Origin of the sequence: Blastococcus sp. HT6-4, assembly GCF_039679125.1 — a bacterium.
Classification (GTDB): domain Bacteria; phylum Actinomycetota; class Actinomycetes; order Mycobacteriales; family Geodermatophilaceae; genus Blastococcus; species Blastococcus montanus.
The window spans coordinates 4,102,484-4,125,782 of the sequence record NZ_CP155551.1; the positions used below are offsets into that span (position 1 = coordinate 4,102,484).

Annotated in this window: 22 protein-coding genes; 6 read left to right on the plus strand and 16 right to left on the minus strand. The window is 75.4% G+C overall.

Going from position 1 to position 23,299, the window contains the following annotated elements; translation table 11 throughout:
• Positions 1 to 75: 75 nt before the first annotated feature.
• The gene (locus ABDB74_RS19700; protein WP_346620550.1) at positions 76 to 669 is read left to right on the plus strand and encodes a YdeI/OmpD-associated family protein; all 594 of its coding nucleotides are present in this window, start codon (positions 76 to 78) and stop codon (positions 667 to 669) included.
• Here ABDB74_RS19700 and ABDB74_RS19705 read toward each other — a convergent pair.
• The 5 genes from ABDB74_RS19705 to ABDB74_RS19725 all read right to left on the minus strand — a co-directional run bounded on the left by ABDB74_RS19705 (position 659) and on the right by ABDB74_RS19725 (position 5,887).
• On the minus strand, positions 659 to 1,672 hold the full coding sequence (locus ABDB74_RS19705; RefSeq protein ID WP_346620551.1) for a C40 family peptidase: 1,014 nt from the start codon (positions 1,670 to 1,672) through the stop codon (positions 659 to 661). The genes ABDB74_RS19700 and ABDB74_RS19705 overlap by 11 nt on opposite strands.
• Positions 1,673 to 1,864: 192 nt before the next feature.
• Positions 1,865 to 2,356 (minus strand): hypothetical protein, encoded by a 492-nt coding sequence (locus ABDB74_RS19710; protein ID WP_346620553.1) that lies wholly within the window; start codon positions 2,354 to 2,356, stop codon positions 1,865 to 1,867.
• A 95-nt stretch (positions 2,357 to 2,451) separates the two neighbouring features.
• Entirely contained in the window at positions 2,452 to 2,754 is a 303-nt protein-coding gene (locus tag ABDB74_RS19715) for a hypothetical protein (protein ID WP_346620554.1), read from the minus strand.
• A gap of 221 nt (positions 2,755 to 2,975) precedes the next feature.
• Positions 2,976 to 4,379, minus strand: a complete 1,404-nt coding sequence (locus tag ABDB74_RS19720; protein WP_346620555.1) for a metallopeptidase TldD-related protein — start codon at positions 4,377 to 4,379, stop codon at positions 2,976 to 2,978.
• Positions 4,376 to 5,887, minus strand: coding sequence for a TldD/PmbA family protein (locus tag ABDB74_RS19725; protein WP_346620557.1), 1,512 nt, complete (start codon positions 5,885 to 5,887; stop codon positions 4,376 to 4,378). The genes ABDB74_RS19720 and ABDB74_RS19725 overlap by 4 nt, the downstream gene beginning before the upstream one ends.
• Before the next feature lie 63 nt (positions 5,888 to 5,950).
• Here ABDB74_RS19725 and ABDB74_RS19730 point away from each other — a divergent pair, with 63 nt between their 5' ends.
• The 3 genes from ABDB74_RS19730 (at position 5,951) to ABDB74_RS19740 (ending at position 8,785) form a co-directional block, all read left to right on the plus strand.
• A complete protein-coding gene (locus ABDB74_RS19730) occupies positions 5,951 to 6,763 on the plus strand; it encodes an MBL fold metallo-hydrolase (RefSeq protein ID WP_346620558.1) in 813 nt (270 codons plus the stop codon).
• Complete coding sequence (locus tag ABDB74_RS19735) at positions 6,760 to 8,193, plus strand: FAD-dependent oxidoreductase (RefSeq protein ID WP_346620560.1); 1,434 nt, start codon at positions 6,760 to 6,762, stop codon at positions 8,191 to 8,193. The genes ABDB74_RS19730 and ABDB74_RS19735 overlap by 4 nt, the downstream gene beginning before the upstream one ends.
• A gap of 115 nt (positions 8,194 to 8,308) precedes the next feature.
• Positions 8,309 to 8,785, plus strand: a complete 477-nt coding sequence (locus ABDB74_RS19740) for a hypothetical protein (RefSeq protein WP_346620561.1) — start codon at positions 8,309 to 8,311, stop codon at positions 8,783 to 8,785.
• A 2-nt stretch (positions 8,786 to 8,787) separates the two neighbouring features.
• On the opposite strand, the gene ABDB74_RS19745 is transcribed toward ABDB74_RS19740, so the two are convergent.
• Entirely contained in the window at positions 8,788 to 10,086 is a 1,299-nt protein-coding gene (locus tag ABDB74_RS19745; protein WP_346620563.1) for an amidohydrolase family protein, read from the minus strand.
• Between the two features lie 70 nt (positions 10,087 to 10,156).
• Here ABDB74_RS19745 and ABDB74_RS19750 point away from each other — a divergent pair, with 70 nt between their 5' ends.
• Positions 10,157 to 10,852, plus strand: a complete 696-nt coding sequence (locus ABDB74_RS19750) for a DedA family protein (RefSeq protein ID WP_346620564.1) — start codon at positions 10,157 to 10,159, stop codon at positions 10,850 to 10,852.
• The gene (locus ABDB74_RS19755) at positions 10,849 to 11,517 is read left to right on the plus strand and encodes an alpha/beta family hydrolase (RefSeq protein ID WP_346620565.1); all 669 of its coding nucleotides are present in this window, start codon (positions 10,849 to 10,851) and stop codon (positions 11,515 to 11,517) included. The genes ABDB74_RS19750 and ABDB74_RS19755 overlap by 4 nt, the downstream gene beginning before the upstream one ends.
• A gap of 85 nt (positions 11,518 to 11,602) precedes the next feature.
• On the opposite strand, the gene ABDB74_RS19760 is transcribed toward ABDB74_RS19755, so the two are convergent.
• The 10 genes from ABDB74_RS19760 to ABDB74_RS19805 all read right to left on the minus strand — a co-directional run bounded on the left by ABDB74_RS19760 (position 11,603) and on the right by ABDB74_RS19805 (position 23,220).
• Positions 11,603 to 12,247, minus strand: a complete 645-nt coding sequence (locus ABDB74_RS19760) for an HNH endonuclease signature motif containing protein (RefSeq protein WP_346620566.1) — start codon at positions 12,245 to 12,247, stop codon at positions 11,603 to 11,605.
• A complete protein-coding gene (locus tag ABDB74_RS19765; protein WP_346620568.1) occupies positions 12,244 to 13,374 on the minus strand; it encodes a DUF222 domain-containing protein in 1,131 nt (376 codons plus the stop codon). Before ABDB74_RS19765 ends, ABDB74_RS19760 begins: the two co-directional genes overlap by 4 nt.
• Before the next feature lie 57 nt (positions 13,375 to 13,431).
• Entirely contained in the window at positions 13,432 to 13,728 is a 297-nt protein-coding gene (locus ABDB74_RS19770; protein ID WP_346620569.1) for a hypothetical protein, read from the minus strand.
• Between the two features lie 165 nt (positions 13,729 to 13,893).
• Positions 13,894 to 15,066, minus strand: a complete 1,173-nt coding sequence (locus tag ABDB74_RS19775; RefSeq protein WP_346620571.1) for an SRPBCC domain-containing protein — start codon at positions 15,064 to 15,066, stop codon at positions 13,894 to 13,896.
• An 87-nt stretch (positions 15,067 to 15,153) separates the two neighbouring features.
• Positions 15,154 to 16,011 carry a xanthine dehydrogenase family protein subunit M gene (locus ABDB74_RS19780; protein WP_346620572.1) on the minus strand — a complete coding sequence of 286 codons (858 nt, stop codon included), beginning with the start codon at positions 16,009 to 16,011 and terminating at the stop codon, positions 15,154 to 15,156.
• On the minus strand, positions 16,008 to 18,482 hold the full coding sequence (locus tag ABDB74_RS19785) for a molybdopterin cofactor-binding domain-containing protein (protein WP_346620574.1): 2,475 nt from the start codon (positions 18,480 to 18,482) through the stop codon (positions 16,008 to 16,010). Before ABDB74_RS19785 ends, ABDB74_RS19780 begins: the two co-directional genes overlap by 4 nt.
• Positions 18,479 to 19,018, minus strand: coding sequence for a (2Fe-2S)-binding protein (locus ABDB74_RS19790; protein WP_346620575.1), 540 nt, complete (start codon positions 19,016 to 19,018; stop codon positions 18,479 to 18,481). The genes ABDB74_RS19785 and ABDB74_RS19790 overlap by 4 nt, the downstream gene beginning before the upstream one ends.
• A gap of 218 nt (positions 19,019 to 19,236) precedes the next feature.
• Complete coding sequence (locus tag ABDB74_RS19795; RefSeq protein WP_346620577.1) at positions 19,237 to 20,493, minus strand: MFS transporter; 1,257 nt, start codon at positions 20,491 to 20,493, stop codon at positions 19,237 to 19,239.
• A gap of 61 nt (positions 20,494 to 20,554) precedes the next feature.
• The gene (locus ABDB74_RS19800; protein ID WP_346620579.1) at positions 20,555 to 21,775 is read right to left on the minus strand and encodes a phytochrome sensor protein; all 1,221 of its coding nucleotides are present in this window, start codon (positions 21,773 to 21,775) and stop codon (positions 20,555 to 20,557) included.
• Between the two features lie 167 nt (positions 21,776 to 21,942).
• Positions 21,943 to 23,220: a multidrug effflux MFS transporter gene (locus ABDB74_RS19805; protein WP_346620581.1), complete on the minus strand. Its 1,278-nt coding sequence runs from the start codon at positions 23,218 to 23,220 to the stop codon at positions 21,943 to 21,945.
• Positions 23,221 to 23,299: the final 79 nt, after the last annotated feature.

Consider the following 23,299-nt stretch of genomic DNA (forward strand, 5'->3'; position numbering starts at 1 on the left):
GGTGCCGGGGCCCGGTCCGCGGGTCGGGCTCGATCGGGTCGGCGGATGTCACCCCCCCACCGCCACCATGTCCCCGTGCCCGAGCCGACCGACCTGCCCGCGCGGGCGTTCCCCGACCAGGCCGCCCTGGAGGCGTGGCTCGAGGCCAACCACGCCTCGGCCCCCAGGCTCTACGTGCGGATCGCCAAGAAGGGATCCGGCGTGCCGTCGGTGAACTGGGAGGAGCTGGTCGAGGTGCTCCTCTGCTTCGGCTGGATCGACGGCCGGGCCAACCGGCTCGACGACTCCGCCTACCTCCAGCGCATCACCCCGCGGCGGCCGCGCAGCGTCTGGTCGCTGAAGAACGTGCAGACGGTGGCCCGGCTGACCGAGGAGGGCCGGATGCGGCCGGCCGGACTGGCCGCGGTCGCGGCGGCGAAGGCCGACGGGCGGTGGGACCGTGCCTACCCTGGTTCGGCCACCATCACGGTGCCCGACGACCTCGCCGCGGCCCTGGACGCCTCACCCGGCGCCCGCGCGGCGTTCGACGGCCTCAGCGGCGCCGACCGGTACGCCGTGCTGTGGCGGGTGCACACCGCGGCCACGCCGGCCACCCGTGCCGAGCGGATCGCCACGTGCGTGCGGTCGCTGAGCGAGCCCCCCGGGCCGCGGCCCGGCGTCAGCCGGTGAGCCGGACGCCGAACCGGAAGCCGCCCTGATCGACGGTGGTGACCGACAGCGGCGTGCCGTAGGTCCGGGCGTGCACGATCATCCCGTCACCGATGTAGAGCGCCACGTGGCTGATCGGCGTGTAGTAGAAGACCAGGTCACCGGGCTGCAGCTCCGACCGCGAGACCTGCCGGCCGATCTCGGCCTGGGAGCGGCTGGTGCGCGGGAGGGTGACCCCCGCGGCGGCGTAGGCGTAGGACGTCAGCCCGGAGCAGTCGAAGCTGCCCGGCCCGCTGGCGCCTCGCTGGTAGGGGGCGCCGACCTTCGACAGGGCCACCTGGATGGCCGTCGCCGCGGCGCTGCCCGGTGCGACGGGCAGCTCGGCGACCGACGGCGTCGCCAGCCGGGGCCCGGCCACGGCGGTGACCACCCGCGCCTGCTCGGCGGCCGAGAGCCGGTCGAAGTCGGCCTCGTAGGCGGCCGCCTTGCGTTCGACCTCCGCCTGCTGGCCCTGCAGCTGCTCGAGCCCGGCTTGGGCGGTGGCGGCCGCCTGGTCGGCGGCCAGCTGGGCCTCCTCCGCCGCGGAGCGGGCCGCGGCCACGGTGGAGATGACCGTGTTGGTGTGGGTGGCGATCATGTCCAGCGTCGTCATCCGCCCCACCAGGTCCTCGGCGGACTCGCTGGTGAGGAAGGCGGCGACCCGGGACTGGGTCGGACCGGTGAACCCGCTCTGCACGATCGCCCGGATCTGCGGCTCGTGGACGGCGAGGGCCTGCCGGGCCGCCTCGGCCTGCGCGGCGGCGGCCGCGGCGGCCTCCTGCTGCGCCCGGACGATCTCCTCGGCCTCGTGGACCTGCGCCTCGACGAGGGTGAGCTCCTGCGCGGCCTGGGCGACGAGCGTGGCCGCCTCGGCGGCGGTGCCGGGGGCGGCGCTCGCCGCTGTAGGGGGGAGAACCGCCGTCGCGCCGGCCACCAGGGCGGCGCTGACCGCCAGCAGGGCGCGCGAGCGGCGACGGGTGGTCATGCGCTGCGACGGCACCGGAGCCTCCGATCACCTGCGCCGGGCCCGGGGGAAGGGGCCCTGATCAAGCGCGTCAGGACGGACGGTAGGGATCCGGTGCCGGTTGGTAGTGGGCGGCGCGCGGGCTGCGGGGCGGCGTCGGATCCCGCTGGTCACACCAGCCCCAGCGGTGATCACCCGCCCCGGGAGGACCGGTCAGCGGCGGCGGGGGCCCGCGGCGGTGCCGTCGGGGAGGCGGTCGGCCGCGAGGGACACCAGCCGGTCGGCGACGGCGCCGGTGACGAAGGAGTAGACGGTCTTGTGCGCGAGGTCGACGACCCGGTCGCGCCGGTTCCAGGTCCACGGCGGTGAGCCGACGCCCGTCGCGTTCTCCAGCGTCTGGTCGGTGGCCAGCCGGATCGCGGTGTGCCAGGCGGAGGCGCGCCAGCCACGCAGCCCGCTGGCGGCCCACACGCCGCGCAGCGCGCCGACGGCGGCACCGGTGCCCCAGTGCATGAGGTGGTTGCGGACCGGCGGCCGGGCGCTGCCGGGCAGCCGCCGGCCGGTCGCCACAGCGGTCATCGTGCGCGCCGGCACGTAGCTGTTCGGCCGGTGGGTGACGGCCTGCTCGGCCTTCTCCCCGAGGGTCATCACGGCGACGCCGGCGAGCCCGGCGAGAGAACCCCGGAGGGCGGCACGTCCCAGCATGGGAGCCGATCTACCCCGGGGGCAGCCGCCGGGAACACCGGCGGCGGAACACACCCCGCCCCGGGCGCAGGACGCGCACCGGGGCGGGGGAGGTCTCAGCCGGCGAGGGGCTCCTGGGCCTCGAGGCCGGCGAGGGACTGGAAGTCGCGGAGGATCGCCGAGAGCTCCTCGGAGGTCCACGGCTCGCAGCAGTCGCAGCCACCCTCGCGGAAGCTGACCAGCCCGATGGACCCACCGGCCTGGTCCTCGGCGATGGCGAGGTGCCCGGCGGACGGGTGGCGGTGGCAGGCGCAGCCCGCGGCGCAGAGGCCGAGGCCCCAGCCGGAGATCACGACGGTGTACCCGTCGTCGCGGACCTTGCCCACCTGGAAGACGGACGGCTTGCGACTCCTGCTCACGGAGTCCTCCCCTCGACGGCCCGGATGCCGGGCCCGGTGCAGTGTACGGAAACGAGCTACGAGAGGTTTCGGCAGAATCGGGCTCTGGGTAAAGCCCCGTCTCGGCTCCTCTTCCGGCACCCAGAGTAATTCCGTCAGTACGGTTCGTCGCCGTCAGTTTCCGCCAGCCGTGCCGCGATCCACTTGTCGGAACTACGCCGTTGTCATTCGACGCGCCGGGGTCAGCTGGCCGGGCTCACGCTGCTCATGTTGAAGTCCGGCACCCGCAGGGTCGGCATGGCCGTCCGGGTGAACCAGTCGTTCCACTCCCGGGGCAGCGTCCGCTCGGTGCGCCCGGCCTGCACCGCGCGGCCGAGCAGGTCGACCGGCGACTCGTTGAAGCGGAAGTTGTTCACCGCCCCGGTCACCTCGCCGCCCTCCACGAGGAAGACGCCGTCGCGCGTCAGCCCGGTCAGCAGCAGGGTCTGGGGGTCGACCTCGCGGATGTACCAGAGCGTGGTCAGCAGCAGGCCCCGGTCGGTGGCCGCCACCATCTCCTCCTGGGTGGCGGTCGCTCCCGGGTGCTCGAGGACGAGGTTGTCGACGGTCACCGTGGCCGGTGCGGTCGTCCGGAGCGCCCAGGCCCGCGGGCGGACCAGGTTGGCGAGCACGCCGCCGGAGATCCAGTCCACCGCCGGCGCCGCCATGCCGTTGTCGAACACCGACGCCGAGCCCGACGACGCCCCGACCACCTGGAACGGGGCGGCCTCCAGGCCGGGGGCGTGCGGATCGCTGCGCAGGGTCAGGGGCAGCGCGGCCAGCCGGTCGCCGGTGCGGTTGCCGCCACCGGGCCGCGCGAAGACGTTGCGGCCCTCGTCGGCGTCCCGGGCCTCCATCGTCCAGTAGAGGTAGATCATCAGGTCGCTGACCGCCGAGGGCGGCAGCAGCGTCTCGTAGCGCCCGGCCGGCAGCTCGATCCGCCGCTGCGACCACGCCATCTTGCGCGCGACGTCGGCGGCGAGGTCGGCCACGGAGACGTCGGAGAAGTCGCGGGTGCCGACGCCCGCCCACACCGAGCGGCCGAAGTCCCGCGACTTCCCGTTCAGCTCGACCCGGCCGGTCGGCTGGTCGTGCCGCAGCCGCAGCCCGGTCGAGCTGCCGAGGTAGGTGGTGCGCATGCTGTGCTCGGCGAACCCGAACAGCAGGTGGTCGCGGTCGCGCGCCTCCCCGAACGCCTGGCCGAGCGCCGGCGCGAAATCGGCGAAGACGCCGATCGAGGTCTCCGCCGGGTCGGCGTCCCAGTCGCCGGCACCGGGCGGGCCTCCGCGGTCGGGATCCGGGGCGACCAGCGGCATCGCGTCCTCGGCGGGGCCGGCGTCACGGGCGGCCTGCTCGCTGGCCGCCACGAGCTCGGCGACGTCCGGCGTCCCGGAACGGGTCACCGTTCCGGCGGCCATGCCGGCGCCGCCGTCGACGAAGGAGATGACGACGACCTGCCGGGAGCGCATGGCGCCGTTGGTGGTCAGGCTGTTCCCCGCCCACCGCAGGTTCGCCTCCGACCCCTCCACGACGACGGTCACCTGGCCGTCGGCGGTGGAGGCGGCCAGCGCCTGCTCCACGACGTCCTGCGGACGGCGCTTCCTCATCGCCCGGCCTCCTCGACCGTGTTGAGCACGGCCACGTCCTCGAACAGCGCCGTCGGGCAGCCGTGGCTGACCGCGGCGGTCTGGCCGGGCTGGGCCTTGCCGCAGTTGAACGCGCCGCCCAGCACGTAGGTCTGCGGGCCGCCGACCACCGACATCGAGCCCCAGAAGTCCGTCGTCGTGGCCTGGTAGGCGACGTCGCGGACCTGGCCGGCGAGCTTCCCGCCCTCGATCCGGTAGAACCGCTGGCCGGTGAACTGGAAGTTGTAGCGCTGCATGTCGATCGACCAGCTCTTGTCGCCGACGACGTAGATGCCGTGCTCCACGCCGGCGATGATCTCGTCGGTCGACGGGCCCTCCGGCGCCGGCCGCAGGGAGACGTTGGCCATCCGCTGCACGGGCACGTGCCCCGGCGAGTCGGCCAGGGCGCAGCCGTTGGACCGCCCCATGCCCTGCAGCCGGGCCATGTTCCGGTCGACCTGGTAGCCGACCAGGACGCCGTCCCGGACGATGTCCCACTGCTGGGCGGCGACGCCCTCGTCGTCCCAGCCGACGGTGGCCAGCCCGTGCGGGGCGATGCGGTCCCCCGTCACGGTCATCAGCGGCGAGCCGTACCGCAGCGTGCCCAGCTTGTCGGGGGTGGCGAACGAGGTGCCGGCGTAGGCGGCCTCGTAGCCGAGCGCGCGGTCCAGCTCCGTGGCGTGACCGATCGACTCGTGGATGGTCAGCCACAGGTTCGACGGGTCGACGACCAGGTCGTAGCGCCCGGCCGCGACCGTCGGGGCCATGGTCTTCTCGCGCAGCAGCTCGGGGATCCCGTCCAGCTCGGCCCGCCAGTCCCAGCCGGTGCCGGTGAGGTACTCCCAGCCGCGGCCGGCCGGCGGGGCCAGCGTGCGCATGCTCTCGAACGAGCCGGTGGCCCGGTCGACGGCCATCGCCGTGAGGTCGGGGTGGATGCGCACGCGCTGCTGCCGGGTGCGGGTGCCGGCGGTGTCGGCGTAGTACTTCTGCTCCTTGACCAGCAGGCAGGTGGCCTGCACGTGCTCCACGCCGTCGGCGGCCAGCAGCTGCTCGGAGAGCTCGGCGAGCAGCGCCGTCTTGTCCGCGTCGGGGACGGTGAACGGGTCGACGTCGTAGGCCGACACCCAGGTGCCGTCGTAGGTGGGCTCCGGCGCCAGCTCCACGCGGTCCCGGTTGAGCGCCGCGGCGACCGCCGCTACGGCGACGGCCTCCTCGGCGAGCCGGACGGCCTCGGCCGCGGTCAGGACGACGCCGGCGGCGAAGCCCCAGGTGCCCTCGTGCACCACCCGGACGGCGAGGCCGAGGTCCTCGCCGTGGGTGAACGCCTCGGGCCGGGCGTCGCGCAGGCTGATCGACTGCGTGCGGATCCGCTCCACCCGGATGTCGGCGTGCTCGCAACCGAGATCGGTCGCGCGGGTGAGGGCGGCGTCGGTGAGCGCGGACAGCGGGAGCGCGAGGAAGGTCTCGTCGACGGCGGGAGGAGGTGGCACGGACCCCTGTCTACCAGCGGACGGAGAACGGGTGAGGTGGCACGCCCCGGGTATCCGCCGGGCATGGCCGAGCAGGCGGACGACGTCACCATGACCTTCGGCGGCAACGCCACGATGCTGCTGCGCATCGGTGGCTTCACGCTGCTCACCGACCCGAGCTTCCTGCGCCGCGGGCAGCGGGCCTACCTGGGCAAGGGCCTCTGGACGAAGCGGCTCACCGACCCCGCGCTCCAGCCGGCGCAGCTGCCGGCGCTCGACGCGATCCTGCTCAGCCACCTGCACGGGGACCACTGGGACGACGTCGCCACCCGGCACCTGGACAAGGAGACGCCGCTGGTGACGACGCAGGAGGCCGCAGCGGCGCTGAGCCGGAAGGGGTTCGCGGCGACGTCGGACCTGCGGCCTTGGCAGCAGCACGTGCTGGCCGGCGGGCCCGCCGGCGAGGAGGAGCTGCGGATCACCGCCGTCCCGGGGGTGCACGGCCCCGGCCCGCTGGCCCACGTGCTGCCGCCGGTGATGGGCAGCGTGCTCGAGCTGGTGCGGCACGGCGAGGTGGGCTGGCGCGGCTACATCAGCGGCGACACCCTCTACCGGCCGTTCCTCGGCGAGGTGCTGGAGCGGTGCGGCCCCCTCGACGTCGTCATCCCGCACCTGGGCGGCACCAAGGCGCTCGGGCTCACCGTGACCATGGACGGCCGCCAGGGCGCCGACCTCGTCGAGCTGCTGAAGCCGCCGGTCACAGTGCCGGTGCACTACGACGACTACGACCGGTTCGCCTCACCGCTGGGCGAGTTCGTCGCGGAGGTCGCCCGCCGCGAGCTGCCCGGCACCGTGCGCCCGGCCTACCGCGGCGAGACGATCAGCCTCCGCGCGTGACCGGGGACGCATGGGACCTGCTCGTCGTCGGCGGCGGGACGGCGGGCATCGTCGGCGCCACGACGGCCGCGGGGCTCGGCGCCCGGGTGCTCCTGGTGGAGGAGACCCGCACCGGTGGCGACTGCCTGTGGACGGGGTGCGTGCCCTCCAAGGCACTGCTGGCCGCTGCCGGTGCGGCGGCCTCGGCCCGGGCGGCGGCCGGTTTCGGCGTCGACGTCGGTGAGGTGAGGGTCGACTTCGACCGGGTCCGGTCGCACGTGCGGGCCGCGATCACCGCGATCGAGCCGGAGGATTCCCCCGAGACGCTGCGCCGGGCCGGGATCGTGGTGGAGAGCGGCACCGTGGTCCTGACCGGGCCGGACACCGCCCGGGTGGGTGACCGCGACCTGCGGTTCCGCGCCGCCCTGCTGGCGACCGGCTCCTCGCCGGCGTCGCCACCCGTCGCGGGACTGGCCGACGCCCGCCCGCTGACCACCGAGACCGTCTGGGACCTCGCCGAGCTCCCCGGCCGGCTGGTCGTGCTCGGTGGCGGGACGATCGGCTGCGAGCTCGGCCAGGCGTTCGCCCGGCTGGGCTCCGCCGTGACGATCGTCGACGGTGCCGACCGGCTGCTGCCTGACGAGGACGGGGAGGCGTCCGCGATCGTGACCGCCGCCCTCCGCCGGGATGGCGCCGACGTGCGGACCGGCAGCCCGGCCACCCGCGTCCGGGCGGGGGCCGTCGAACTCGGGAGCGGGGACGCGCTGCCCTACGACGTCCTGCTCGTCGCGCTCGGGCGCCGTCCCCGGACCGCCGGGCTCGGCTGCGCCGCGGCGGGCGTGGAACTCGCCGGAGACGGCAGCGTGGTCGTCGACGACCGGCTCCGGACGTCCAACCCGCGCATCGTCGCCGCCGGTGACGTGACGGACCGCTCCCGGTTCACCCACACGGCCGGGGTGCACGCGAGCCTGGCGGTCAGCAACGTGCTGCTCGGACGGGGCCGCACGATCGACCCCGTCGTCCCGCGGGTCACCTACACCTCGCCGGAGGTGGCCGCGGTCGGCGCGCCCCCCGCCGACGCGGACGCCCACGGGTGGACGACGCGGCGGATCCCGCACAGCACCGTGCACCGGGCCGTCACCGAGCGGACGACGGAGGGGTACACGACCCTCGTCCTCGATCGGCGCCGGCGGATCGTCGGCGCCACTGTCGTCGGGCCCCGGGCCGGCGAGACCCTGGGGGAGCTCGCCCTCGCCGTCCGCGCGGGGCTGACGGCGGGCGACCTCACCGGGACCACGCACCCGTACCCCACCTTCAACGACGGGGCCTGGAACGCCGCGATCGCCGCGACCCGCGGCCGGCTCGCCGCGCCGCCCGCCCGGGCGCTGATCGGTGCGGCGATGGGCCTGCGCCGCTGGTGGCTGGACCGCCACCCCCCAGGTCGCGAGTAGACGTCCGCCCGGGGAGGGACACCGGAATCATCCCGCCGGCCGACGCCCGCGGACGGCGGAGCGGGCGACGCTCCTCCCGGCCACCGCACCGGTGGCCCGTCGGGAGGAGCACAGGGTGGTCAGCAGGAAGAAGGCGGCGCTGGGGACGGTCGCCGGGGTGCTCGCGGTCGGCGCGGTCGCCGTCGCAGGGGTCGCGGTGGCGATGCCCGCGGGCGTGGACGGGCCTGGCGCGATGCTGGCGGAGCTGCAGGGGCACACCGTCACCTCCGACCACGCCGGCGCCGACGACGCCCCGCGCGGTGACGTCCCGGCCTGGAGCCGGACGGTGGGTCGCGACGTCACCGTCGTCCGGCCCGGCGACGCTTCCGGCGACGACTCGGGCAGCGTGCGGGCGGAGATGACGCTGGACGAAGGGGCGCGGCTGCCGGCGGGCTGCACCGCGCTGCCGCAGGTGGGCATGCCGTTCGACGGGGGAGGGAACTGGCCCGACCTGGGCGAGGAGGCGCAGCTGTGCGAGGGCTGGGTGACCGTCGTGCTCGGCGACCGGCTCTACACCTGGACCGACGACGTCCTGCGGGCCGAGGCCGGCTGAGCTCAGCCCGCGGCGAGCCGAGCCGCCCGCGCGGCGACGTCCTGCCGGAGCGCCGGGCGGTCCACCGTGGTGGACACGCCGTCGCGCACCACCGGCCGGCCGCCCACCCAGACGTCGCGCACGTGCCGCCCGGCGCCGGACCAGACGAGGTGGGCCAGCACGTCGGCCGGGTCGCCGACGGGCTCGAAGACCAGGTCGCGGGTGTCGACGTGCACCAGGTCGGCCCGCCGGCCGGCGACGAGCTGCCCCAGGTCGGGGCGGCCGATCGCCTCGGCGGCACCGCCGCTGGCCAGCCAGAACGCCTCCGCGGCGGTCAGCGCCGTCGCCGACGCCTCGCGCAACCGCGCCATCCCGGCGGCCAGCCGCAGGTCGGCGAAGAGATCGAGGGAGTCGTTCGACGCCGGCCCGTCGGTGCCCAGCCCCACCCGGATGCCGCGGTCGAGCATGGGCCGCAGCGGCGCGATCCCGCTGGCCAGCTTGGCGTTGCTGGCCGGGCAGTGGGCGACGGAGACGGCGTACTCCTCCCACAGCTCCAGGTCGCCGTCGTCCATGTGCACGCAGTGGGCGGCGAGGACGCGACCGCCGAGGACGTCGTAGGCGGCCAGCAGGGCGGGGACCGACAACCCGTGCGCGGCGAGCAGGTCGGCGCCCTCGGTGGCGGTCTCGGCGACGTGCAGGTGCAGCAGCAGCCCGTGGTCGCGGGCAGCCGCCGCCGCGTCGGCCAGCACCGGTAGCGGCACCGTGTAGGCCGCGTGCGGACCGAGGCCGTACTCGACGACCCCGTCCGCCGGCGCCCCGGCGGCCAGGGCGACGGCGGCGTCGAGCTGCTCGGCCATCGGTGGCATCCCGGGCAGCGGCAGCAGCGGGGTGGCGATGACCGCCCGGGCGCCGGTGGTGGCCACGGCGGCGGCGATCCGCTCCGGGTGGAAGTACATCTCGACGCTGGTGGTGATGCCGCCGGCCAGCATCTCCGCCGACGCCGCGGTCATCGCCACCTCGACGTCCTCGGGCGTGAGCCGTGCCTCACGCGGCCACATGACCTCGCGCAGCCAGCGGTCCAGCGGCAGCCCCTCGCCCTGACCGCGGAACAACACCATCGGGGCGTGCGAGTGGGCGTTGACGAGCCCGGGGGTGAGGACGCCGGGCAGCTCGACGACGTCGGCGCCGGCCACCGGAGGCGCCTCGGCGGCCGGGCCGACCCAGTCGATGGCACCGTCGGTGACGTCGACGACGGCGTCGGGGACGACGGTGCCCACCCGGTTGCCGACGACGACGGCCCGGGCGGTGAAGCGCTGCCGCATGGTGTCCGAACCTAGCCCGCGCTCGGCCCGGGAGCACGGCGGCGGATCGGGGCGCCTCTACCGTGGGGCCATGTCGTTCCTCGCCGCTGTCTCCTCCGACGAGGGTGGCATCACCGGCTTCCTGCTCGAACTCGTGGAGACCCTCGGCCCGGTGGGCGTGGGTCTGGCCATCCTGCTGGAGACGGTGGTCCCGCCCATCCCCAGCGAGGTGGTCCTCGGCCTGGCCGGGGTGCTCATCCGCGGCGGCGACATGGCACTCGTCCCGGTCGTGCTGTTCGCCACGCTGGGATCGGTCGTGGGCGCGGTCTTCTTCTACTACATCGGGAAGGCGCTGGGCCCCCGCCGCTCGCACGCCTTCCTCGACCGGCTGCCGCTGGTGCAGACCGAGGACGTCGACAAGACCTTCGAGTGGTTCGCCCGGCACGGCCGCGCCGCGGTCTTCTTCGGCCGGATGGTGCCGATCGTGCGCAGCTTCATCTCCGTGCCCGCGGGTGTGGTGCGGATGCCGTTCTGGCAGTTCGTGCTCTACTCCGCCGCGGGCAGCCTGATCTGGAACAGCGTGCTCATCGGCCTGGGCGTGGCCCTCGGCGAGGTCGTGTACGAGTACCTCGAGTACTTCGACTACCTGATCTACGCAGCCGCCGCCCTGGGGATCGGCTGGCTCGTCTGGAAGCGCGCCAAGGACGTCCGCCGCCACCGGCAGGCGGGGACGACCGCCCCCGGGCCGCGGACGCCGAGCCAGGACCCCGGCCACCCGGCGGCGTGACAGGAGAGCGGCGCGAGGAGCCACGGGACGCGCGCACGACGGCCGAGGCGGAGCCGCTGGACATCGGCACGCCGCACGGCCCGGCCCGCGCCCACCTGACCGACGGCGGCTCCCGCGGGACGGTGCTCCTCGGGCACGGGGCCGGCGGGGGCGTGGAGTCGCCGGACCTGCTCGCCGTGGCCCGGGACGCCGCCGAGGCCGGCTGGCGGGTGCTGCGCGTCGAGCAGCCCTGGCGGGTGGCCGGGAAGAGGGTCGCTCCCGCACCGGCGCGGCTGGACGAGGGCTGGCGGGCCGTGCTGGCGCACCTGTCGGGCACCGGGCACCTGACCGGGCCGCTGGTCGTGGGCGGCCGCAGCGCCGGGGCCCGGGTGGCCTGCCGCACCGCTGCCCAGGTGGGTGCCGACGGCGTGCTGGCGCTGGCCTTCCCGCTGCATCCGCCGGGCCGGCCGGAGAAGAGCCGCGCCGGGGAACTCACCGCCGTCCCGCTGCCGCTGGTGGTCGTCCAGGGCGAGCGGGACGCCTTCGGTGCGCCCGCCGACGTGGCCGCCGTGCTCGCCGGACGGTCCGGCGCCTCGGTGTACGCGGTGCCCGGCGACCACGCCCTGAAGCGGAACCCCGACGTCGTCGGCGCGGCCGCCGCCTCCTGGTTGTCCGAGCAGGCCTGAGCCACTCGCCGGCCACCCGCAGCACCCCAGGCCGCACCACTTCTCGGCCGACGTGCCCGTAAGCGGGGCGGTCACGTCGGCCGACTCAGAAGGGGGCGGGTTCGCTCTCGTCCGCGGTGGGGCCGGTGGGTGATGTGGGGGGTGATCCGGTGGGTGGTGGGCCCGTGGTGTTCCGGTGGAGCGCTGCCATGCCGGGTGGTCGGGTGGTGCGGGTGACGCCGCTGGGCGTGGTCACCGACAGGACGCCGTCGGCGGTCATCTCGAAGCGCCAGCCGGGTGCAAAGGTCTTGAGCCGGTGGTGACGGCGGCACAGGCAGCAGAGGTTCTCGCAGGTGGTCGGGCCGCCCTCGGCGTGGGGCAGCACGTGGTCCAGGTCGGCCCAGCCGGCGCGGGTGGCGCAGCCGGGATGCCGGCAGGTGCGGTCGCGGGTGGGCAGGAACCGTTGCTGGGCGGCGGTCGGCCGGTAGGCGTCGGTCGGGGCGGGCCGGTCCAGCACCGGGCAGCCGCAGTCGCTGTTGGGGTCGTTGTTCGGGTGCGCGGGGCAGCCGCGGCGGGCCAGCCGGCCCAGCTCAGCGCGGGTGACCGTGGCCCGCAGCGCCCCGGTGGCCGGGTCGACCAGGGAGATGCCCAGGCTGCCACCGGCCGGGGCCTGCAGCCCGCCAGGACACAGCGCGTCCAGCGACTCGAGCAGGTCACGCAGCTGGCCGGCGGTGATCGGCTGCCCGTTCACCTCCGCCGGGGCGATCTCCCGGCAGCCGGCACCCGCCCCCGGCGGCCTGGCGCCCCGCCCCGCCCCGCCGAGTCGCCCCGCACCGCCGAGTCGCCGGGCCCTGCCGGGTCGCCGGGCCCTGCCGGGTCGCCGGGCCGGGTGGGATCGGTGGAGTGGGGGAGCTGGTGGCCGACCGCGCAGGCGTCGTGCCCGGCGGCGGCGGCGACCAGCGCGCCGGCCGGGGCGAGCACGTCGAGGTGGGCGGTGACCGGGGGCCGGCTGGTGTCCCACGGGCGCAGCACCAGATCGGCCAGCGCGGCGACCCGCAGCTGCCCGATCGGCCGCCGGTCACCGTCGGCCTTGGCCATCCGCGCGTAGACGTCCGCGGTCTCCCGGATCGCGGCGGCCAGCGGCTGCGGGGCGAACATCGACAGCTCGGCCATCCCGTCCCGTGCCGGCCGCACGGTCACGTCGGCGCAGCGTTCGGCGTGCGCGCGGCGGCGTTCGGCCGCCGCGGCGTCGCGGGCCAGCAGCTCCCGCCGCACCGCCGCCCGCAGCCTGCTCACCAGCAGCTCCTCGGCACCGGGCAGCACCGCGGCCTCCACCGCGCCGATCAGCTGCGGCGCCAGCTCCCGCGCCGGCCCGGCCAGCTCGGCGGCCATCGCCCGCGCCCGCGGCCACATCAGCTGCCCGTCGGCCAGCACCCCCCAGGTGGCCGGCAGGTGCTTGACCAGCGTCGTGGACAGCTCCGCCTGCGTGGTGGCCTCGGCCCGCGAGCAGTTCAGCACCATCGCCAGCTCGTCGGCGAAGAACTCGCTCACCCCCGCCGCCGGCTCGTTGCCCACCCCCGGCGCCCAGTCCGGTGACGCGGCACCGGGCTCACCGACCTGCCGGTCCAGCGCATCGGGCCGGCGCGCGGCCAGCTCGCAGATCAGCTCGGCCCGGTAGGCGGCCAGCCGCGCCTCGGCCTGCTGGATCCGCCGCAACTCGGCGGCGATCCCGGCATCGGTGCGGGCCGCCACCGGCATCGCCTCACCCAGCCGCGTCGGCCGCGCGGCCACACCCGCCGGGACCAGCTCGCCCGGCCACGACGGCACGTCCAGGACATCGACCGTCAGGCCGACCCCGAACCCACCACCGTCGAACACATGAGCGAATCTACGACCCGGGTACGACAGTTCCGGGGCGTCCCGGTGCAGGTCCTCTCACCAACCCGGCGGGGGCCGGGCGGGCTCCACCACGATGTACGGGTCGTCCCCTTGCTCGGACGCCGGGGGCAGGTCGTACTCCTGGCTGCCCATGACGACGACCGCAGGGGCGCCGGGATCCAGACCGGACGGCGTCTCGATGACGGTGACGTACGCACTCAGGTCGGCGCTGATCACCCCGCCGCCGGGGTTCCGGCGTTCCGCCGTCGACGTCAGCCGCTGGCCCTCCGCGCGGGCACCGGTGACCACCGCCGGGGCGCTGCTGCTGCCCCAGGTCGTGACCGCCAGTCGCACCCCGCCGTCCAGCCACCGGACGGGCGGCGCCGACCGTGACGCGGGTGCCCGACCGGGGAGCGGCGGCAGCCCGGACATCGGACGGTTCACACCGTCCGGCGGCCCGTCGTCGACGACCCGCACGGGTGCCCCGACCGGTCCCGGCGGATCCGAGGCGCTCACGACTCAGCGACGGCGGCGGCGGACGAGCAGCGCGATCACCAGCACCACGCCCGCGAAGCCGGCGGCCGGGGCGGCATAGCGGGTCATCGCTGCGCCGCCGGCGACCTCGAGGAGGTCGATCGGCTCGGGCTCCTCGCGCGCGTGCTTCGGGCCGTCGGTCGAGGGGCCGGTCCCGGGCACGCTGCGCAGCGGAGCCCCGGTGGCGGGCCGGTTCGGCGGCGCGGTGGGCCCCTTGGGCGGGGCGCTGGGCCCCTTGCCGGCCGGCGCGGTGTCCCGCGCGCCCGAGGGGGCGGTGTCGACGGTCGGTGGGGTCGGCTCGACGCCCGGTGCCTTGTCGGCGGTCACCTTCGCCGCCGTCTCCTTGGCCGGGGTCTCCGTCGTCGCCGTCTCCTTGCCCTCGGGAGTCGTGCCGGCGGCGGCCTTCTTGGCGGGCGCGGCCTTGGCCGCGGTCACCTTCGCGGCCGTCTCCTTGGCCGGGGTCTCCCGGGTCGCCGTCTCCTCCGCCGGGGCCTCCCCCGCCGGAGCAGCCTCGGCACCGCTCACCTTGTCGGTGGCCGACGCGGCCGCCTTCTTGGTGGCGGCGGCGGCCTTCTTGGCCGCCGTCCCCTCGCCCGCCGCCTGCTCGGCCGAGGCGGCGACCTCTTCCACCGCACCGGTCGCGGTGGCGACGGCCTTGGCGGTCGTGCTCTCCTGGGCCGCGGCGGTCGCCCGATCCGCGTCGCCCTGCGCGTCGCCCTCGCCCAGCTGCGCCGCCAGCTTGTCGGCGAACTGGCCGAGCAGCTTGTTGCCGACGTCGGTCATGACCCCGCGGCCGAACTGGGCCGGCCGGCCGGTGATGTTGAGGTCGGTGAGGACGTCGACGCGGGTCACCGAGCCCTCGGCCTTCAGCTGCGCCGTCACCGTCGCCGAAGCGGTGCCGTTGCCCCGCTGGTCCTTGCCGCGCGCGTCGATCACCGCCCGGTGCGCGGCCTCGTCCTTCTCGATGAACGAGGCCTTGCCCTGGTAGGTGAGGTTGATCGGGCCCAGCTTGACCTTCACCCGCCCGGTGAAGTCGTCACCGTCGACGGAGTCCAGCGCCGCGCCGGGCATGCACGGGGCGATCCGCTCGATGTCCAGCAGCACCCGCCACGCCTCGTCGACGGGCACCGGCACGGTGAACGAGTTCTCCAGCTGCACGACAGGACCTCCTGGAAGGAGCGCCCGGCGCCCCGTGGGAGGCGGGGCGCCGGGACCGACGACGACGAACCGGGCGGGAGACCGACGCTACAGCCCGGCGGCGGTGCTCACCGCACGGCGCGTGAGCACCGTGGCCAGGTGCTGGCGGTAGTCCGCCTGCGCGTTCAGGTCGCTGCTCGGCTCGGTGCCGTCGGCCGCGTGCTCCGCGGCGGCGGCGACCGCCTCCACGGTGGCCTCGGCCCCGGCCAGCGCCTGCTCGACCTGCCTCGCCCGCAGCGGGACCGGCCCCATGTTGGTCAGCCCGATGCGCGCCTCGGCGATCCGGCCGTCCTCCCGCCGCACCGCGGCCGCCACCGCCACGATCGACCACGCCTGGGCGACCCGGTTGAACTTCTCGTAGTGCATCCCCCACTGACCGGTGAGCTTGGGGATCCGCACCTCGACGAGCAGCTCCCCCTCCTCCACCGCGGTCGTCAGGTAGTCGACGAAGAAGTCCCGCACCGGCACCGTCCGACGCCCCGCGGAGCCGACGATCACGAACTCGGCGTTCAGGGCGAGCGCCACCGCCGGCAGGTCACCGGCCGGATCGGCGTGCACGAGCGCCCCGCCGAACGTGCCGCGGTGACGGACCTGCCGGTCGGCCACGGTGGCCGTCGCCTCGGCGACCAGCGGAACGTGCTGCCGGATCAGCGGGTCGGCGAGGACGTCGGAGTGCGTCGTCATCGCGCCGATCACGACGGCGTCGTCCTCCTCCCGCACGCCCCGGAGCTCGGCCACCCGGCCCAGGTCGACGACGGTCTCCGGCGCGGCCAGCCGCAGCCGCATGACCGGGATGAGCGACTGCCCGCCGGCGAGGACCTTGACGTCCTCGCCGCCGTCGGCGATGGCCTGCAGCGCCTCGTCCACCGTGGTCGGGCGGGCGTAGGCGAACGATGCGGGGATCACTGCTCTGCCTCCTCGTAGCCGGACTCGGTGGTGCGTGCGCCGCCGTAGGCGTTGGAGCCCTCGGCGACCCGGTCCCCGCCGTCCCCACCGCCGTGGAGCGCCCGCCAGACGCGTTCGGGTGTCAGCGGCATCCGGATGTCGGTGACGCCCAGGTGCCGGACGGCGTCGAGCGCCGCGTTGACCACCGCCGGCGTGCTGGCGATGCAGCCGGCCTCGCCCACGCCCTTGGCCCCGATCGGGTTGCCGGGCGCGGAGTGCACGGTGTTCCCGGTGTCGAAGTGCGGCAGGTCGTTGGCCGAGGGGACCAGGTAGTCGACGAAGGTGCCGGTGGTGAGGTTGCCGTCGGCGTCGTAGATCGCCTCCTCGTACAGCGCCTGCGCGATCCCCTGCGCCAGCCCGCCGTGCACCTGCCCCTCGACGATCAGCGGGTTGACGATCGTCCCGACGTCGTCGACGCAGGCGTACTTGCGGATCTTCACGAACCCGGTCTCGGTGTCGACCTCCATGGCGCACAGGTGCGTGCCGTGCGGGAAGGAGAAGTTCTCCGGGTCGAAGGTGGCGTCGGCGTCGATCGAGGGCTCGATGCCCTCCGGGTAGTCGTGCGCGGCGAAGATCGCCAGCGCGATCTCCTGGATCCCGAGCCCGGTACCGGGGGTGCCGCGCACGGAGAACTTCCCGCCGGAGAACTCGAGGTCGTCCTCGCTGGCCTCCAGCAGGTGCGCGGCGATCTTCCGGGCCTTGGCGATGACCTTGTCCGCCGCCTTGACCACCGCCGAGCCGCCGACCACCAGCGACCGGGAGCCGTAGGTGTCCAGCCCCCGCGAGGAGATGGCGGTGTCGCCGTGCAGCACCTCGACGTCCTCGAACGGGACGCCGAGGGAGTCGGCGACCAGCTGGCTCCACGCCGTCTCGTGGCCCTGGCCGTGCGGCGTCGAGCCAGTCACGACCTCGACCTTGCCGGTGGGCAGCATCCGGATGGAGGCGTGCTCCCAGCCGCCCGCGCCGAACGAGAGCGAACCGAGCACCCGGGAGGGGGCCAGGCCGCACATCTCGGTGAACGTGGAGATGCCGATGCCCAGCTGGACCGGGTCGTTCGACTCCCGCCGCCGCCGCTGTTCGGCGCGCAGCTCGTCGTAGCCGAGGAGCTCCAGCGCCTGCTGCGTGGCGGTCTCGTAGTCGCCGCTGTCGTAGGCCAGCCCCGCGACGGTGGTGAACGGGAACTCGTCGGCGTTGATCCAGTTCTTCCGCCGCAGCTCGAGCGGGTCCATGTCCAGCTCGACGGCGAGCTCGTCCATGATCCGCTCGATCGCGAACGTGGCCTCCGGCCGTCCGGCGCCGCGGTAGGCGTCGGTGGGCACCTTGTTGGTGAACACCCCGTCGCACTCGAAGTGGTAGGCCGGGATCTTGTAGATCCCCGGGTACATGAAGGCGCCGAGCGCCGGCACACCCGGGGTGATCAGCCGCAGGTAGGCGCCCATGTCGGCCAGCAGCCGGACGCGGAGGCCCTTGATGCTGCCGTCGCGGTCGGCGGCGATGTCCACGTACTGGATCTGGTCGCGCCCGTGGTGGGCGGTCATCAGCGACTCGCTGCGGGTCTCCGTCCACTTGACCGGCTTGCCGAGCCGCCGCGCGATCAGGAGGCAGAGGATCTCCTCCGGGTTGACCTGCAGCTTCCCGCCGAACCCGCCGCCGACGTCGGGGGCGACGACGCGCAGCTTGTGCTCCGGGATGCCGGTGACCATCGAGGCCATCACCCGGAGGATGTGCGGGATCTGGGTCGCCGACCACATCGTGTAGTTGTCGCCCTGCGGCTGGACGACGACCGAGCGCGGCTCCATGAACGCCGGGATCAGCCGCTGCTGGATCAGCCGGCGGCTGACCACGACGTCGGCGTCGGCGAACGCCTGCTCGGTGTCGCCGCCGGTGCCCATCTCGCCGGCGTCGAACACGAAGTGGTAGCTGGTGTTGGACTCCAGGTGGTCGTGGACGAGGTCGGCCCCGTCACGGACCGCCTCCTCCATGTCCAGCACCACCGGCAGCGGCTCGTAGTCGACGTCGGCGAGCTCGACGGCGTCCTGGGCGGCGACCTTGCTGCGGGCGACGATCACCGCGACCGCCTCGCCGACGTGGTTGACCTGGTCGACGGCGATCGACGGGTGCCCGGGGTTGACCATGTCCGGCGTCACCGGCCAGGCGCACGGGATCGAACCCTGCTCCTCGGCGAGGTCGCGGCCGGTGAAGACGGCGATGACGCCGGGGGCCTCGCGCACGGCGCTGACGTCGAGGTTCGTGATGCGGGCGTGCGCCGCGGGGCTGCGGACGACGGCGAGGTGCAGCATCCCGGGCAGGACCATGTTGTCGGTCCAGGTGGTCTCGCCGGTGATCAGCCGGGCGTCCTCCTTGCGGCGGCGCGCCTTCCCGATCTCGGGCGTCGGCGCGTCGGTGGCGGCCCGGTCCTCGACGGCGGTCATGCCTGGCCCACCACGTGCGGCGCGGCGGCGGTGTCGACCTCGGCCGGCGCGACGTGGCCGTTCCCGCCGGATCCGCGCATCTCGGCCGCCGCGGACCGCACGGCCCGGACGATGTTCTGGTAGCCGGTGCAGCGGCAGAGGTTGCCCTCGATGCCCTCCCGGACCTCGGCCTCGCTGGGCTCGGGGTTCTCCTTCACCAGGTCGATCGAGGCCATGATCATGCCCGGGGTGCAGTAGCCGCACTGCAGGCCGTGCATCTCGTGGAACGCCTTCTGCATCGGGTGCAGGCCGTCGTCCCCGGCGATGCCCTCGATGGTGGTCACCTCGGCGCCGTCGGCCTGGACGGCCAGGACGGTGCAGCTCTTCACCGCCTCGCCGTCGAGGTGCACGGTGCAGGCCCCGCAGTTGCTGGTGTCGCAGCCCACGACCGTGCCCACCTTGCCGAGCTGCTCGCGCAGGTAGTGGACGAGCAAGGTCCGGGGTTCGACGTCGTCGTCGTACGACGTCCCGTCCACCCGCACGCTGATCCGGGTCATCAGTCCTCCGCTTCGTTGCAGGGGTCCCTTGTCGCAGGGGGAACTGCGCCCACGGCCGGCCGCGGGCCCGATGCGGAGTCTGACCCGAAAGGAGTGACTTAGGCCACGCTTAGCTGCGCGACGGAGCCGCCGCGGGCCCGATCCACGCCGCGGACGAGCGCGGTGCGGACGTTGCAGCGCCGTTGCACGGGCAGCTGGGTGCCCTGCTCCGCTGACCGTCAGCGGGCGGCGGCCGGCTCCTCGCGCGGGGCGGGCGCCGCGGCCCCGGCCACCGGGGCGCGGGCCTCCCGGCGGCGCAGGACGGCGGAGGCCGCGAGCGGGATCAGCCCGGCGGCCGCCAGCGCGGCGCCGACGGCGCTGGGCGCGCGGTAGCCGAGGCCCGCGGCGATCACCAGGCCGCCGACCCAGGCGCCGAGGGCGTTGGCCAGGTTGAGGGCCGAGTGGTTGAGCGCGGCCCCCAGCATCTGGGCCTCCCCCGCGGTCTCCATCAACCGCAGCTGCAGCAGGATCGCCAGGGTCGAGCCGCTGACCGAGACCAGGAAGACCCCGGCCACCAGGCCGGGCACCCAGGACGCCACCACGGCCACCACGGCGAGCAGCACCATGAGCGCCACCAGCGCGCCGACCAGCGACCGGAACAGCGACCAGTCGCCCAGCCGCCCGGCCAGCGCCGTCCCGATGATCCCGCCGATCCCGTAGACGAACAGGACCACGGGCAGGGTGCCCCGGGAGAGCTCCGCGACGTCGGTGACGACGGGCGCGATGTAGCTGTAGAGCGCGAACATGCCGCCGAACCCGACGACGCCGACCGCCAGCGTGAGCAGCACCTGCGGCCGGCGCAGCGCACCCAGCTCGCCGCGGACCGTGGCGTCGGACCGCCCCGGCGACGGCGGGACGACGACGAGCACGGCCGCCACGGTGGCCGCGGCCAGGACGACGACCAGCCAGTACGCCGCCCGCCAGCCCGCCGCCTGGCCCAGCCAGGTCGCGGCCGGGACGCCGGCGACCAGCGCGACGGCCAGCCCGAGCATCACCGAGCTGACCGCGCGGCCCCGGAGCCGCGGCGCGACCAGCGACGCGGCGACCAGCGACGCCACGCCGAAGTAGGCGCCGTGCGGCAGGCCGGCGAGGAACCGGGCGCCCAGCAGCGTCGGGTAGGCCGGCGCCACGGCGGTGAGCACGTTGCCGACCAGGAAGGCGCCCATCAGGCCGACCAGCAGGGCGCGCCGGGGCAGGCGGGCGCTCATCGCCGCGATCACCGGGGCGCCGACGACGACGCCGAGGGCGTACGCGGAGATGACGTGGCCGGCCGAGGGGATGTCGACCCCCACGCCCTCCGCGATGTCGGGCAGCAGGCCCATGGTCACGAACTCGGTGGTGCCGATCGCGAACCCGCCGAGCGCCAGCGCCACGATGGCCACCACGACCCGGACCGGGCTCAGGGGTGGTCGGTCGGTGGGGAGCGCGGCGGTCACGCCACCAGCGAAGTCACGACCCGGGCCCGGCATTCCCGCCGGTGGCGCACGTCTCCCCGGTTCAGCGTGGGCGGCCGGCGGCGCGCAGCCGCAGCAGGTGCCCGGTCACCGCCGCCCGGCGCGGCGAGCCCGGCGGCAGCGCCTCCAGCAGCGCCTGCCACACCCCGGCGTCGTCGCGCCCCTCGGGCAGCTGGGCGTAGCGCAGCAGCAGCTCCGGACGGCGGGCCGACAGCACGGCCCGCCGGAGCGCCGCGGTGAGGCGGCCGCGCGCACGCAGCACGCCCGGCGCGTGCGAGCCGGGGAGCACCGGCCCGCGGTAGCGCTCGAGCGCCGCGCCGACGTCGCCGCGGGTCAGCAACCGGCGCACCTGGTCGACGTCGGTGTCCAGCCGGCCGGCCAGCCGGTACGGGCGGGAGCCGAGCAGGTCCTCGCCGACCAGCCGGCGCAGCCGCGACAGCTCGGCCCGCACGGTCACCTCGGCCGCGGCGCCGGCGTGGCACTCGGCGGCGAGCTGGGTGGCCGAACGGCCCTGCCCCGACGCGGCCGCCTCGGCCAGCAGGAGGAGCAGCTCCGAGTGCCGCACCGACAGCTCCTGCGGTCCGGCGGCCAGCGTCAGCCGGGCGCGTTCGCGGCCGAGCACCTCCAGCCGCGCCGCGGGAGGCGCCGGGGCGGGCGGCCGGGGCGCGCCGGCGGCGAGCCGTTCCCGGTGCAGCCAGCGCAGCTCCGACTCGACGGCGGCGACGGTGGCCCGCACCAGGGTCAGCACCTGCGGGGTCGCGACGTGGTCGCCGCCGGTCACGTCGATGGCGCCGAGCAGGGCACCGGTGACCGGGTCGTGCACCGGCGCGGCCGAGCAGCTCCACGACTGCACCGGGCGGCGGAAGTGCTCGCTGCCGTAGATCTGCACCGCGCAGTCGACCGCCAGCGCCGTCCCCGGGGCGTTCGTGCCGGCCACGTCCTCCGACCAGCGGGCGCCCTCGACGAAGTTCACGCCCTCCGCCCGCGACCGCAGCCGGTGGTCACCCTCCACCCACAGCATCCGCCCGGCCGCGTCGGTGACCGCGACGATCATCTGCCCCGCCTCGGCGTCCTGGACCAGCAGCCGCCGGATCACCGGCAGCACCGGCGCCAGCGGGTGGGCCGCGCGGTAGGCGAGCAGGTCGTCGTCGAGCAGCTCCACCGGTGGCAGGCCGCCGTCGGGGTCGACCCCGCTGCCCATCGACCGGCGCCAGGAGTCCAGGACGACCGGCCGGACGGCGTCGTCGCCGGGCAGGGTGCTCACGGTGACCAGCCGTTCGTGGGCGGCGCGCAGCCGCCGGGTGCGCGCCGCGGTGGGCAGCCCGTCGGGGAGCGCCAGCCACGGGTTGACGGCGGTGGTCAGCGGAGGCTCCGCGGGCGGTGGCTCATGTCCCGGTCATCGTGACTGGTGGTGGCGCTTTCCACCAGAGATCAGGCGGCGGCCGCCTCCTCCGGGACCGGCAGCTGCCAGGGCCGGACGACGACGGCCAGGACGGCGATCGCCAGGACCAGCGCCGTGACGACGACCAGGCCGATCGCCACCGCGTCGTTGCCGAGCAGCCCCACCACGGGCGAGACGAGCGCCCCGACGCCGAACTGGACCGCGCCGAGCAAGGCGGCCGCGCTCCCGGCGGCCTCGCCGTGCCGGGAGAGCGCCAGCGCGGGCGCGTTGGGCAGGGCCAGCCCGCAGGCGAACAGCACCGCCCACAGGGCGCCGGTGACCGCGGGGAGCCCCCCGGTGCGCGTCCCCGCCAGCACGACCAGCGCGGCCCCGGCGAGCGCGCCGGCCACGGTGCCCGCGACCAGCAGCTGCTGCGGGGACCACCGGCGCAGCAGCAGCGGGTTGAGCTGGGTGGCGGCGATCAGCCAGAACGCGCCCGCGCCGAACAGCAGCCCGAACTGCTGCTCGTCCAGGCCGAACTGGCGCTGGTAGACGTAGGTGGACCCGGACACGTAGCTGAACAGCCCGGCCATCGTCAGCCCGGCCACCAGGATCAGCCCGACGTAGGTGCGGTCGCGCAGCAGGCCGCGGTAGACCCGCAGGGTGCCGCGCACGCCGCTGCTGCGCCGCCGCTCGGGCGGCAGCGTCTCGCGCATGGTCGCCCAGCCGACCACGAGCATGAGCACCCCGTAGCCGGCGAGGAAGGCGAAGACACCGCGCCAGGTGGTGAACCGGAGGATCTCGCCACCGATCGTGGGGGCGAGCACGGGAGCCGCGCCGAGCACGAGGAACAGCCGGGAGAGCATCGTCGCCGCGGCCCGGCCGTCGTACAGGTCGCGCACCACCGCGAGGGCGATCACCGCGCCCGAGGCGGCGCCGATGCCCTGCAGCAGGCGCAACCCGCCGAGGACGGCGATGTTCGGGGCGACCAGCACGAGCAGGGAGGCCAGGACGTGCAGCGCGGTGCCGGCCAGCAGCGGCCGCCGGCGGCCGAACGCGTCCGACAGCGGGCCGATCACCAGCTGGCCGAGCGCCAGGCCGATCAGGGTGCCGGTGAGGGTCAGCTGCACGGTGGCCGAGGTGGTCATCAGGTCCCGGCCGATGGCGGGCAGCGCCGGCAGGTACATGTCGATGGTCAGCGGGCCGATGGCGACGAAGGCGCCGAGGGTCAGCGCGGTGCGCGCGGCGCCGGGCCGCGGGATCGGGGCGGTTGCCGGCGTCGCCGGCACGGCAGCGTCCGGGGTGCCGGCGTCCTGGGTGGCGGTCATGGTCATCCCGTCGATCGATGTGGAGCGGGACCCACGCTGGTCGAACCGCAGTACGGCGACGACAAGGCGCCGGACGGCG